Source organism: Streptomyces tropicalis (assembly GCF_029269835.1).
In the GTDB taxonomy this organism is placed as follows: domain Bacteria; phylum Actinomycetota; class Actinomycetes; order Streptomycetales; family Streptomycetaceae; genus Streptomyces; species Streptomyces tropicalis.
In genome coordinates this window covers 20,796-33,569 of the sequence record NZ_JARJBB010000034.1, presented here as the reverse complement: position 1 = coordinate 33,569, position 12,774 = coordinate 20,796, and the positions used below count along the sequence as shown (strand labels likewise).

Genomic DNA, 12,774 nt, shown 5'->3' with positions numbered 1-12,774 from the left:
GTCTGCTACGCAGACACGACGCGCCGCTGCTACGCAGCGGTTGCGTTGGACGCCGACGGCGTCCCGTTCCTGATCCGCTACGCGGCTCAGGAGCAACTACAGTCGACATCGGGTTGGTAATGGTTGCTTTGGTCTTAGTCTCTATCTCTGTCGGGTGGTTGCTCTTAAAGAGAAAAGCGGCTGGCTACAAGATAGGGCGGGTCTGGAGTCTTTATGTGCAGCTCGTTTGATGGTTGCTCGGATAGTTGCACTGTGAGCAACCATCAGCTTGGTTGGTGGTTGCTCTGTAATGGTTGCAATGGCTCACCGGCCCCGGCCTGGATGGTTGTTCACTCCTCTGGGTGGTTGTGCAACTGTTGGCGCGAACTCCTGCGGGGCTCTTGGTTGCGGTGGTAGCTTGAGGTCGCCAGTGTACACGATTTCCGGTGATGCATCAGTGGGTAGGATTTGGGAAAAGAAGACCCCGGGTGTCACCACCGATCAACTCGTCAAGATCAAAAAGTGCAAGGCGGTGACCGATGATGCTCTCGTTCGTGTCTTCCCCGTGGTGTGACCGATGAGCAGTGGCGGGGCGCCGGAATGGCGCCATATCGAGGAGCACATCGCTGCGGCCGCACGGGAGTTGCCGGCCGGTGCTCGGATTCCGGCGGCGGGGCTTCGGACCTTGGGGGTCTCGGCGCCGGGGACGGGCAAGACGGCCGTGGGGTTCGGCACGGCGCGGACGGTGGTTCCTGGCGGCCGGGTGCTGTGGCTGGCTCCGTGGCGGAGTCTGCTGGTGCAGACGGCGGCGGCGTGGCGTGCGGCCGGCTTCTCCGGGCGGGGGGTGGCGGTGGTCTCGAAGTCGGGGCCGGCGTTCGCGGAGTTCGGGGTGCAGGCCACGACGAGTCCTCCGCGGCTGGGCCTGTGGGCCGGGCGGGGGCCGGTGTGGGTGTTCGCCACCTACGACTCGCTCAGCTTGCGCCAGGAGGACGGTGAGGACGTTCCCGGGCCGCTGGAGCAGGCTCTGCTGGGGGCGTACGGGCAGCAGCTGGAGCCGTTCGACCTTCTGGTCGCGGACGAGGCGCACCACACGTCGGGGGATGCGTCGAAGCCGTGGGCGGCGGTGCATGACAACACGCGGATCGTGGCGGATCGGCGGCTGTATCTGACGGCGACGCCGAAGATCTGGGCGGTGCCCGAGGGGCGTGCGGGCCGGAAGGACCGGCTCGTGGTGTCGATGGACGATGAGGCGGTGTACGGGAAGCGGGCGTTCACCTATGGGCTGGTGGAGGCGGTGGAGCGCGGGACGCTGGCGCGGTTCGAGGTCGACGTGCTGGAGATCGCCGATCCCGAGCCGCCGGGCGCGGACGCGGACGATGAGGAGGTGCGCGGGCGCCGGCTGGCGGTGTTGCAGCCCGCGCTGCTGAAGCTGGCGGCCGAGGTGCGCGTGCGGTCGCTGATGACGTTCCACAACTTCACCAAGGACGCGTTGGCGTTCGCGCGGGCGTTCCCGGAGACCGCGGCGGAGCTGCATGCCGGTGATCCTGAGCGGTATCCGCAGCGGGTGTCGGCGGAGTGGCTGTGCGGGGATCACACCCTGGAGGTGCGGCGGCTGGTCATGGACCGGTTCGGGGACGGGGTGGACGAGGAGGGGCGCGAGACGGACTTTTCGATCTTGTCCTCCTGCAAGGCTGTCGGGGAGGGGCAGGACATCCGTGGGCGCCGAGGGGTCGGCGGGGTGGTATTCGCCGACACCCGCGGCAGTGCGACGGAGATCGTGCAGAACGTGGGGCGGGCCCTTCGTCAGGCGCCGGGCGAGGGCAAGATCGCGCGGATCGTGGTGCCGGTGTATCTGCAGCCCGGGGAGAAGCCGGACACCATGCTGACCTCGCCTTCCTACCGGCCGCTGGTGGCCGTGTTGCAGGGGCTGCGCTCGCACGGGGACGGCCTCATCGAGCGGCTCACGCTGCGCACCGAGCACACCGGCCGCGGTGAGAGCGAGGACTTCACCGGCCTGGACCCCCAGCCCGTCACCCCGCCCGGAGCGAAGGACGCTGGCGAGCCGGGCGACAACGAAGGGGACGGCGGCCAGGACCAGGCCGAGGAGAGCCAGCGGGCCGCGGCGCAGATGTGGGAGCAGCTGCTGAAGTTCTCCACGCCGCGCGATGCGGACCTGATCGCGCGGTTCGTGGAGCGGCGGGTCCTGCAGCCCGACTCCGAGCTCTGGCTGACCGGTTACGACCTGCTGCACCGGTGGGTCGGCGAGCACGGACACGCGCAGGTGCCGCTGACCGCGACGGTACCGGTGCCGGGCAGCGAGGACGACGGCGAGGTCTACGCGCTGGGCATCTGGGTCAGTGAGCAGCGGCGGGCGCAGCGGGAGGGGGTGTTGGCGCCGTGGCGGTTCGACATGCTCAACGCGTTGGGGATGGTGTGGTCGGTCCACGACGCGGCGTTCGAGGTGTGGGTGTCCTGCGCCCGGAAGTACTTCGCGGTGTACGGGACGCTGGCGGCTCCTCGGGAGGCGGTCGTCGACGGCCGGGCGATCGGGCAGGCGTTGGCGAACTTCCGCAAGCCCGGCGGGCTGGGGAAGAACGCCGAGCGGGCTCGGGCGCGTGATGGGCTGCTGCGCGCGGTCGATCCCGACTGGAACCCGCCGTGGCCGATCAGCTGGCAGCGCCACTATGCCGGTCTGAGGGCGTGCCTGGACGGCGGGGCGACGCTGGCGGACCTGCGCCCCGGGATGCTCGTGTTCGGCGACGACATCGGCTTGTGGCTGCTCCAGCAGCAGAAGGAGTGGAGCGGGCTCAGCGAGGAGCAGCAGCGGCGGCTGGTCGACGTGGGGGTGCAGCCGGCGGTCCCGGTAGCTCTTCCTCCTGGAGCGGCGGCCGGGGACGAGGGGGTGTTGCTGGCGGCGGAGGCCAGCACCTGGGAGCGGCACCTCACCGCGGCCCGGCAGTACCAGGAGCGAGAGGGCCATATGCGTATCCCCCGGGCCCATTGCGAGACGGTCGTGGACGCGGCGGGGGTGCATCACGTGCTGAAGCTCGGCGTGTGGCGCAGCAATACGCGCAGCCGCCGGGCGAAGCTGCCGAAGCAGCAGTACGAGGAGGCCGCCTCGATCGGGCTGTTCGCCTGAGCCACCGGCGCGGATCCCGGTCGGCCGCCGAGGTGGAGCCGCCGGAGTGCCTGCCGACTTGCACTGAGCGCAACTTCCCTTAGCGTGCGTCGAGTTGCACTGGGCGCAAGTCGGGCCCGGTTGCATTCAGTGCAAGTCTGCTGGCTGATGCGATGCTCGGGCGCCGACCCCGCGGTCAGCGGCGCAGGGTGCCGGTCAGGTAGTAGCCGGTGATCCGGCGGCGGCCCGCCGTCGTGGTGTTCGTGGCGTGGAAGTAGGAGACGGGGATGTCGAAGGTGCGCGGGTCCCGGCCGGACTCATCGGTCACTTCAGCGGTCCGGGCGCCGGCCTCGTAGGAGCGCACGACGACCGTCTCGGGGAAGTGAGAAGTCGGCCCACCCTGGCACGTCGTGTAGATCTGGCGGGCCTCAACGCGGTGCACGGGTTTCCCTTCGGAACAGACGACGGGTTCCCGACTGTAGTGGCCCGTGCTGTCTGCGGGGCGCTGGAGAAGCCCAAGGCCCTGTGGTGGCTGCGCATGCTGAGTCGGCCCGTGCTGGTTTACGCAGTTCAGAGCCATGACCTCATGGTGCGGTGCGCCTAGTTACTCAGGCCCAGCAGATCGGGGCGCAGCTCGGCGACCCGCGCGGTCAGCGCGCGCACCGAGGGGCGGCGGGCCTCCAGCGGGGCGGCGAGCTCGATGAGGCGCAGCTGGGCGAGGGCACCGGCTGTGTCGTCGGCGTCGAGCAGGGCGCGGGCGGTGTCGGTGGCGGCGCGGGCGCGGCGCTCGGCGGTGGGCAGACGGTCGGGGCGCAGCCGGCGGGCGTGGGCGAGGGCGGTGTCGACGTCGCCGAGGTGGCGGTGGATCCCGATCCGGTAGAGGTCGCACTGGCCTGCGGTCAGCTCCCGGGGGCGGCCGGGGGTGTGCGGGTGGCCGGCGAGGCGGAGGGTGTTCTCCTCGGCCTGGGCGGCGAAGTCGCGGGCGGGTGCGGGCCGGTGGGCCTGGGCGGCGGTGTAGGCGGCGGTGAGCGCCGCCAGGCCTGCCGCCTCCAGATCGGCGGCCGCGGGCCGGGGGCCGGACAGCAGGTGGGTGCGCGCCTCGGCGAGCAGGAGCAGGGCCTCGTCGGTGCGGCCGGTGCGGCGCAGCGGGGTCGCGGCCGCGCGGGCCGCGGCGGCGAGCACCACCGGGTCGCCGGAGCGCCGGGCGGCGGTGCCGGCCCGCTCGGCGTAGGCGCCGGCGGGGCCGGTGCGGCCCTGCTTGACGGCGAGCTGGGAGGCGAGGACCCACACACCGGCGGCGCGGGCGGCGCCCGCCGGGCCCTGCTCGGCGCTGTGCGCGGCGGCGGCCAGGAGCAGCGGCAGCACCTCGCCGAGCCGCGTGTAGGCGCCCGCGGCGAACAGCCGGCGGGCCGCGGCGACGTCACCGGCGGACAGTCCCGGCTCCGCGGCCGCCCACGCCGGAACCGGCCCGCCGGCCACACCGGCTCCGAGGGCAACTCCCGCCACCAGCACGCTCCGTCGCTTCACACCCGCCCCTTTCCGATCCGAGCCCGCGCGGCCGACCGCGCGGGCTCCTCACGACGCTACGGCCGGTCGGGCCGACCCGACAGGGCGCGCACCGGGCCCCGCGCGCCCCCGCCGCGGCCCACTCCGGGACGCCGGACCTGCCCGGGTGGGGCGGGGTGTCCGTACGGGGGCCGTGACCGGGCGGGCGTCTCGTCGTTGAGGATGCGGAGTCCTGCCCGCCTGCCCGCCGCTGGAGTTGCCCGTGCCGGTCCTCACGGCCCCGCCCCCGACCGCGCGGCCCGCTCCCCCGCTCACCGGGGGCCGCGGCCCGGTCGAGCAGGCCGTCGTGGCCGGCGCGCTCGCCGCGGCCGGGCCCGAGACGCTGGTGCGCACCGACGTGCCCCAGCCCGACGGCTCGGTGCGCCTGTACGCGGCCTGGACCGACGGGGGCGGGCCCCTGGCCGACCGCATCGACCGCATCGCGCTCGCGCGCGGGCTGGACGCCTGGTCCTGGGTCGAGATCCTCACCCACCACCAGCACACCACCCACCGCGGCCGGATCGAGGTACGCACCCACCCGCTGCGGCAGATCCTCGCCGACGTCGAACGCGGCCACCGCGGCAACGAGGAGTACCGCAACAGCCTCGCCCGGCTGCTGGCCGACGACGCCGAACGGTCCGGCCGCCCGCCGCTGCCCGCGCCCGGTCTCCCCGCCTGGGTGGGCGTCGGCCCCCGGCTGTGGCACAGCTACACGGGAGACGCCATGGTCGTCGAGCGGCACTGGCTCGGCCGCTGAAGACGAGGAGCCCACGGTGGCCGCGTCACCGTCGACGAGCGGATCGGGCTCGCCCTCTACGAGGGTCAGCGAGCGGCGGACCAGGGGCACGGCGAGCGGCGTCCTCCGGCAAGCAGCCCAGCGCGTGCACCGCCGACTTGGAGCCCTCGTGTGCCCTGCCACTGTCGTCCAGGTGACGAGTGCGGTGTTGTCCGGGCCAGACGATGGGTCTCCCGCAGGCCGGCGTTGTCAGGGCCCTCCGGAACCATTGTTCCGGGAAGCCGTGATTCGCTGGCCGCCCGGGGGCCGCACCTGCATGCTCGTCGGCATCGACACGCCGGGGAGGAACCAGTGCTGCAGATCGACCAGCGCGAAGCGCTCGCACGCTACGAGGAGGAACGTGCCGAGGAGCGGCGCCGTCGGCAGGAGAGGGAACGGGAGCTGTGGGAGCGGATCACCGCCGCGGCGCCGTTCGCCTTGACCGTACGGACGGACGCCCGCTCCGTGCTGGACGACCCTCTTCGGCACGCTGCAGCAGCCATCGACCTGCTCACCGGCGGCAGGCGGCAACACCCGGCTGGCCGGGCCCTCTGCGAAGGCATCACCCACACGCACCTCATGCCCCTGAGCGAACCCGTGGACGCCCACGCGACCTGCCACCGCTGCGTCCACGCCGCAGCAGTGGCCCGGCCCGCCGACGGACCCGAACCACCGACCAAGAAGGAGCGCCGGGAGCTCGAGAGAGTCGAGGCCGGGGCGGTGTTCACCGTCGAGCACACCGAGGGGCCCGAGATCCGGGACACCAGCGAGCAGAGCCGGAGCCCCGGCGGAGACCAAGGCCGGAAGGTGACCGCCGTGATGAACCGGCTGCACGCCCGGGGCTGGGTCACACCTGACGCCGAAGCAACCGATTCCCTGCGGGGCGGCCACGGTCGGCGGTGGAACCTGACGAGTCTCGGAGCCGCCGCGCTGGCCCTCCCCGCGGTTCCCCGGTGGGTGGAAGCTACGCCGAGTGCTCCACCACAGCGTGAAGTCCCCACACCTCGCTGACGTGCGAGCGGCGGTCGGCGAGCTCGACCGACCTACAGGTGAGGGCATCGGGCTGCCGTTGAAATCGGTCATCTGATGCGCTGGAGCCGAGACGCGCGGCGTCGCCGCCCTCGCGGAGCGCCTGAAGATGCCCCGCGGGCCTCCCGAGCTCTGGCCGGGAAGACCGCAGCGAGAAGGACGTCGACGACGTCGTCAAGCCGTACTTGCCAAGCATGGCCGGGATGACCGAGGCTGACGACTGGGGGTCTCAGGCCGACTGCCCGAGTAGCCGTTCGAGTCGTCTGCCCCTCACGGTGCTGCCGCGCGAGGAAGACGCCGAAGGCCCGGACAGCACGGGTCAGGTCTCATTAGTCTCGAAGGATGGTTGTCCACCAGCCCGAGCCTTTGTGGTGCTGCCCGCTGGGCATGGTCATGGGGGCGGCGTACGAGCGTGCGCGGGCCCGCTACGACGCTGCGGAACGGGCCGGGCGCGACAGGGACGTTCAGGCGGCGTATGCCGCCATGCTGGTCGCGTTGGTCAACTGGTGCGAGCACCAGATCGACGCGCACGACACGGATCCCGGGCCCGTCGAGCAGTGCCCGGTCTGCGAGCGGTTCGAGGAGGCCGCGCCTGTACAGGCGGGATCCGCCCAGTCGCCGATGACCGCGGAGGAGTGGACGTACGAGCGCCGTGTGCACCAGGTCGCGCACCGCCTCGGTCCCCGGATCGTGACGCTCGTGGGCACCGTCGCCACCGGCCCGCCGGAGCCTGCGGTGGCACAGACGAAGGTGGGTGAGTTGCCGGCGGCGCCGTGAAACCGGGCGGGCAACCCTGCCCGCGATGCCCCGGTCTCTTCGCCGTGGTCTGCCCCGCGCTCGCGTAGTCTGCCGCTTGCCCTTCACTCGTTCGGGTGTATTCGCCGCAGGGGCGCGGGGGTGCCGGTGGGCGCTGTCAGGCTGGGCAAGATCCCTGGTGGCGCAGCATGAGATGAGAGGTCGGGCGGAGTTGGGTCGGCACACGCTCACGGACTACCCGGCGGTTCTCGTGCCTGCAGATCCTCCGCGAGCCGGCTCCTTCATGTTCTGGCGTCCGGCCGCGGCGATGGGTCCAGCCGATCAGCTCGCCGTGCCGCCCCAGGCGCGTCTGGGTGAGGACCCCACCACGATCGTGCGCTGGTCGGGTGGCAAGGCCAGGACCGGCAGCGTCCCGTACTACACCGTCGCATTGGAAGACGCCTGGCCTCTGCTGGTGCACTGCCGCACCCGCGAGAGCGGTCACGAGGCCAACCGGTTCTGGGGGGCCGCCGCCCTACTGGCGCTGCAGGTGGTGGCCGACGGCCGGCTGGAGCCGACGCTCACCGCGCACGGGTACGACGCGTGGAAGATGTCCGGTCTGGGGCCGTGGCAGGAGCAGTTCGACGCGCTGCTCGCGGCCATGCCTCCCGAAGCGCACGCCCGCGGGTTCTCTCACTCCTCACCGGGGTCGGGGCCGTCCATGAGCGACCCCGCCCATCTGCTGTCCGCGTTCCTCGATGCGATGGCCGACTACCTGCCCCGCTCCCCCGGCGCCGCGATGGCCACCGGCCATGTGGCGTTCGCCGACCGTGCTCCCCAGCACGTACCGCACCTGCTCCTGGCCAGTCCCCGCATGGCGGGCCAACCCGCGCTGGGCGTACGGCTGTCGCTGCGCCTGGAACTGGACGCCGATGGTGCCGAGAGCGGTGTCCGCGCGGTCGTCCAGGTCCACGACACCGTCGGCGGCCACCGGGTCGAGGACGCCGAGGTGCTGTGGCGTGCTGTGCCCGGGCCCGGGACACCGGAGGCGACGCGGCAGATGGAATCCCTGCTCGCCCTGCGCCGCGCCGCCCGGGCCTGGCCGCCGCTCGCCCGCCTGCTAGAGAACCCCGGCCACCGTGGGGCGCTGGTCCTGGGCGAGGACGAGATCGACGAGCTGCTCGGCGATGCGGTCGCGCGGCTGGCCCGGGTCGACTGCGGCGTCCACTGGCCCCGCGACCTGGTCCGCGACCTGATCGGGCGCACCGTCATCGCCCCGCGCCCGACGGCTGTCGCCCCCATCCGCCTGCTGGGCGCGGAGCAGCTGCTGGACTTCCAGTGGCGGGCCACCCTGGGCGGCGAGGACCTCACGGACGCCGAGATGGACGCCCTCGCCGAGGGGCACCGGCCGTTCGTGCGGCTGCGGGACCGCTGGGTGCGGGTGGATGCGGCCCTGCTGCGCCGGGTGCGTGAGCGGCACCTCGGGCAGGTCAGTGCCGGTCAGGCTCTGGTGTGCGCGCTCAGTGGCAGCGCGCAGATCGGCAAAGAGCGTGTCGAGGTCCATCCCACCGGCTGGCTGGCCGACCTGCGTACGGCCCTGACCCGGGCCGCGGACACCGAGGTGGTGGTGCCGGCCGGGCTGAAGGCGGAGCTGCGGCACTACCAGCGCCGTGGTCTCGCCTGGCTTCACCACCTGACGACCGGGCCGGTCGGCGGCGGGATCCTGGCCGACGACATGGGCCTGGGCAAGACCCTCACGCTGATCGCCCTGCACCTGCTGAACCAGGAGGACGCGGCGACGGCGGGGCCGACGCTGGTGGTGTGCCCGGCCACCATGCTCGGCGCGTGGGAGCGGGAGATCGGACGGTTTGCCCCCACCGTGCCCGTACGCCGCTTCCACGGCCCGGCCCGCACCCTCGATCTCCTGCCCGCCGACGCGGTCGTCCTGACCACCTACGGCACGCTGCGCCGCTCCACCGACCGCCTCGCCCAGGCCCCGTGGTCGCTCCTGGCGGCCGATGAGGCCCAGGCCGTCAAGAACGCCCTGTCGGGCACCGCCGCAGCACTGCGCAAGATCCCCTCCCGGAGCCGGGTCGCGCTGACCGGCACCCCGATGGAGAACTCGCTCGCGGACCTGTGGGCCCTGCTGGACTGGGCGACCAGCGGACTGCTCGGCACCTGGCCTGCGTTCCGGGAGACCTTCGCCCGGCCGATCGAGGCCGGCCGCAACGCCGCGGCCGCCGCGCGGCTCGCCGCGCTGATCTCTCCGCTGGTGCTGCGCCGCAAGAAGACCGACCCCGGCATCGCCCCCGAACTGCCGCCCAAGACCGACACCGACCAGGTCGTGCCGCTCAGCCGCGAGCAGGCGTCCCTGTACGAGGCGGTCACCCGCGAGGCGCTGCAGCAGATCCGCGCTGCCGACGGCATCGGCCGGCGTGGGCTGGTGCTGAAGCTCCTCACCTCGCTGCGGCAGATCTGCAACCACCCCGCGCAGTACCTCAAGGAAGCCGATCCGGCCGTCGCCGGGCGCTCCGGCAAGATCGATCTGCTGGACACGCTTCTGGACCAGATCCTGGCCGAGGAGCAGTCGGGGCTGGTGTTCTCGCAGTTCACGCAGATGATCGACCTGCTGGCCACACACCTTGAGCGGCGCGGCATCCCGTACGAGGTGCTGACCGGAAGCACGCCGGCCGGGCAGCGCGACCGGCTCGTCGAACGCTTCCAGGACGGCGAGTTCCCCGTCTTCCTGCTGTCGCTGCGCGCGGCCGGCAGCGGCCTGACTCTGACCCGCGCGGAGCACGTCTTCCAGGTCGACCAGTGGTGGAACCCGGCCGTGATGGACCAGGCCGCCGACCGCGCCTACCGCATCGGGCAGACGCGGCCGGTCCAGATCCACCGCTTCGTCGCCGAGGGCACCGTGGAGGAGAAGGTCCACCAGCTCCTGGCCCACAAACGCGAGACCGCCGACATGGTCCTGGGCGCCGAGCAGCTGGGCCTGACCGAACTGGGGGATGACCAGCTCGCCGACCTCGTCGCACTCCGGAGGCACGGACGCTGATGGTCTACTTCACGCACTACGGCGAGCTCTACGGGACCGTCTACGAGCACCGCGTGGCCACCCCCGCCGACGCTGACGACGGGCATGTCGGGCCCGTCCGCGAGGCCTGGTACGGGGAGCTGATGCAGCAGCGCCGCGACGAGCAGCGTCTGAACGCCGGGATGCCGTACGTCGGGGCCATCAGCCGGCTGGAGGTGTGGCCGGGCCGTCTCAGCGGCCTCGTCCTGCTCGACGAGGACGAGGAGCCCGCCTACCCGGGCCGCGCACACGGCTACCCGCGCACCCTCGACGTGTTCTGGCCCCGCCTGACCAGCGAGCAGTGGCTCCTGCTCGCCGCTGACGCCCGCCCCCACGCCCACCGGCTCGCCACCGAATCCAGCGAAGAGGCGATGCTCCGCATCCTCGACCTGGCCGTCTACGCCCTCGGTGTGACCCTGCTCCCCACACTCGGCGAGATCAAGAACTCCGACTGCCCCTGCCGCAGCCGCAAGAGCGTGTGCGAGCACATCGCCGCCCTGATCGAGTGCTACGCCCGGACCCTGGAAAGCGAGCCCCTCACGCTGCTCCTGCTGGCCGGGCTTGCCCCCACGGACTTCTTCGGCCTCCTCGACGACCCCGACCACCCCAGCGCCCAGCCCAACTACCGGCCCACCCGCCTTCCGGCCCCCACCATCGACGGCCGCAACCTCTACTACCGGCGCCAATGGCACACCGCCCCTCCCCTACCGCCCCTGCCCGCACCGCCGACCTCACCGACGGCGGCCGGGCCGCAGACCGAACTCGGCGATCCCGCCCACCAGTTCCTGGCCCGCGCTGCCACCGACCGCGCCGCCGACCTGCTGAACCAGGCCCTCAAGCGTCGCCGGAACCCGCTCGTCGACCCTGTCAGGCGGCTGACGCCCGAGCAGGACGCGGCCCGGCTGGCGGCATACCGGAGTTCTCACGACGAAGCCGCATCCCCCGCCTGATCCCACGCACCCCCGGGGGGCTGCACGCTGGGACCGCCTGGCCGGCCCCGGCGACGCCTCCCTCCCAGGAGCCAGTCGGGCGGCCGCGGCGACGGACTCCTCTCCCGGATCGCTACCAGTCGGCCACGGGCCGCAGGGCCAGGGCGTCGGAGGTACGCGCGTACTCCCACGAGTAGAGGTCGTACGCCTCCTTGGGCTCCTGGAGCCGGTGGTGTGACCGCAGGGCGCAGACGAGCAGTTCGCTCTCTGCGACCCGGCCCGGCCACTCGTTCAAGGAAGACCTGCCGTCTTCGCCCCGGTACGGGTTTCTCACCACCAGACCCGTCACCCACTCTTCGGGCGCACCATCGCATTCCGGCAGGTCCAGTTCGCTGTGCGAGACGACGTAGCCGACGACCTCCAGGGGAACCTGTTGCTCAAGGTGGTGGCGGACGACTGCCGGACTGTTCAGCGGGCGGAAGTAGCTGAATGTTGCGGCGTCGAACTGTTCGAACAGGTGCCGGATCGGCTGGAAGTCGACGGGAACGCCGGGCAGTTGGAACGATAGGTGGCAGTCGTAGACCGTCCGGGAACGGTGGCTGGCGATGCTCGCGGTGAGTGTGTAGAAGCCTCCGCCCTGGCAGGTGTCGAAGTAGGTGACCTGCTCGGTGTGGTGGGCCTTCTCCAGGCTCTCTTCGCGCTTCTTCCAGGCACGCAGCGCCTCGACGAACTCCCGGGCGCCGGTGCCGTGCCAGTTCGCGCCGGACTGCTGGATGTTCCACTGCGTTCCGGCGCTGGTCCAGCCCATCGAGTCCAGCCCGTACAGCAACTCCACGATGCCGTCCTCGTCGTACGGCCTGACCGGCACATCCAGACAGACGCCGCTGCCGCTGCCGAACGCCCAGTCCACGTCGGGCAGCTCCGGGACGAAGACGAACTCCCCGAACCCGCCCCCGGACGTGACGTACGGCAGCGGTTGCAGGTCGAGGCCGAGCAGTCGCGCCTCGGCACCCGGCAGGCCGGTGGCCGGCCGGCGCCGGCGCCGGGGCTTGGGGACGGCGGCGAGGTGCACGCGGCCGTGGGTGATCAGCTCTTCCCGCTTCACCTGCAGGAGGCTGACCAGCGACCTCGGTGTTTTCAGGACCTGCGTCAGCTCGTCTTCGCCGAACAGCAGGATCGGCCCCCGGTCCCGGCGTACCCGCAGGTCCTCCACCGCCGGGTCGGTGAAGCCGTTCACGCTGATGATGACGCCGACGACAGCGGAGGTGGCGGCCCGTTCCATCCGTGAGCGGACGGAATCGAAGACGTTGATGTCGGCCGGCTCGTTGTGCCACTTGGCCTCGATCAGGTACCAGGTGTCGCCGTAGCGGGCCACCAGGTCCGTCTGCCGCGGTTTCGCCACGGATGCGTTGCGGTCGACCCGGAAGTGCGCCCGCCTGAACAACTGCTCCAGCAGCACCTCCAGCTGGTAGCCCCGCTTGTGCGCGGACGGCAGTGCCCCGAGCTGCTTGAAGTCCGCCAGCAGCGAAGACCCTCCCGCCCTGACGCGTTGCCCCTCACCGGCAGCCATGGGCTCCCTCCCTGTCCT

At 72.1% G+C, this 12,774-nt stretch carries 9 protein-coding genes; 6 read left to right on the top strand and 3 right to left on the bottom strand.

Annotation, left to right across the window (positions count from 1 at the left end; all coding sequences use genetic code 11):
• The first annotated feature begins 556 nt into the window (after positions 1-556).
• Positions 557-3,118, top strand: a complete 2,562-nt coding sequence (locus P3H78_RS31025) for a DEAD/DEAH box helicase (RefSeq protein WP_276112518.1) — start codon at positions 557-559, stop codon at positions 3,116-3,118.
• A gap of 175 nt (positions 3,119-3,293) precedes the next feature.
• On the opposite strand, the gene P3H78_RS31020 is transcribed toward P3H78_RS31025, so the two are convergent.
• Together P3H78_RS31020 and P3H78_RS31015 are read right to left on the bottom strand one after the other, a co-directional pair.
• A complete protein-coding gene (locus P3H78_RS31020; protein ID WP_018521825.1) occupies positions 3,294-3,539 on the bottom strand; it encodes a hypothetical protein in 246 nt (81 codons plus the stop codon).
• 158 nt (positions 3,540-3,697) lie between these two features.
• On the bottom strand, positions 3,698-4,624 hold the full coding sequence (locus tag P3H78_RS31015; protein WP_276112517.1) for a transcriptional regulator: 927 nt from the start codon (positions 4,622-4,624) through the stop codon (positions 3,698-3,700).
• Between the two features lie 241 nt (positions 4,625-4,865).
• Between P3H78_RS31015 and P3H78_RS31010 the strand changes: the two genes are divergently transcribed.
• The 5 genes from P3H78_RS31010 (at position 4,866) to P3H78_RS30990 (ending at position 11,207) form a co-directional block, all read left to right on the top strand.
• The gene (locus P3H78_RS31010; RefSeq protein ID WP_276112516.1) at positions 4,866-5,399 is read left to right on the top strand and encodes a hypothetical protein; all 534 of its coding nucleotides are present in this window, start codon (positions 4,866-4,868) and stop codon (positions 5,397-5,399) included.
• Positions 5,400-5,729: 330 nt separating this feature from the next.
• The gene (locus tag P3H78_RS31005) at positions 5,730-6,428 is read left to right on the top strand and encodes a hypothetical protein (RefSeq protein WP_276112515.1); all 699 of its coding nucleotides are present in this window, start codon (positions 5,730-5,732) and stop codon (positions 6,426-6,428) included.
• A gap of 360 nt (positions 6,429-6,788) precedes the next feature.
• Positions 6,789-7,223, top strand: coding sequence for a hypothetical protein (locus tag P3H78_RS31000; RefSeq protein WP_276112514.1), 435 nt, complete (start codon positions 6,789-6,791; stop codon positions 7,221-7,223).
• A gap of 286 nt (positions 7,224-7,509) precedes the next feature.
• Positions 7,510-10,239, top strand: coding sequence for a DEAD/DEAH box helicase (locus tag P3H78_RS30995; protein WP_313884437.1), 2,730 nt, complete (start codon positions 7,510-7,512; stop codon positions 10,237-10,239).
• Positions 10,239-11,207, top strand: a complete 969-nt coding sequence (locus tag P3H78_RS30990; RefSeq protein ID WP_276112512.1) for a hypothetical protein — start codon at positions 10,239-10,241, stop codon at positions 11,205-11,207. Before P3H78_RS30995 ends, P3H78_RS30990 begins: the two co-directional genes overlap by 1 nt.
• Before the next feature lie 112 nt (positions 11,208-11,319).
• Here the strand turns inward: P3H78_RS30990 and P3H78_RS30985 are convergent, their stop codons facing one another.
• The gene (locus P3H78_RS30985) at positions 11,320-12,756 is read right to left on the bottom strand and encodes a restriction endonuclease (protein ID WP_276112510.1); all 1,437 of its coding nucleotides are present in this window, start codon (positions 12,754-12,756) and stop codon (positions 11,320-11,322) included.
• Between the last annotated feature and the right edge of the window lie 18 nt (positions 12,757-12,774).

Excerpts from the sequence above, each read along its gene's own strand:
- P3H78_RS31025 (WP_276112518.1), top strand. The coding sequence starts at position 557 with ATGAGCAGTGGCGGGGCGCCGGAATGGCGCCATATCGAGGAGCACATC.
- P3H78_RS31000 (WP_276112514.1), top strand. The coding sequence starts at position 6,789 with ATGGTTGTCCACCAGCCCGAGCCTTTGTGGTGCTGCCCGCTGGGCATG.
- P3H78_RS30995 (WP_313884437.1), top strand. The coding sequence starts at position 7,510 with ATGGGTCCAGCCGATCAGCTCGCCGTGCCGCCCCAGGCGCGTCTGGGT.
- P3H78_RS30990 (WP_276112512.1), top strand. The coding sequence starts at position 10,239 with ATGGTCTACTTCACGCACTACGGCGAGCTCTACGGGACCGTCTACGAG.
- P3H78_RS30985 (WP_276112510.1), bottom strand. The coding sequence starts at position 12,756 with ATGGCTGCCGGTGAGGGGCAACGCGTCAGGGCGGGAGGGTCTTCGCTG.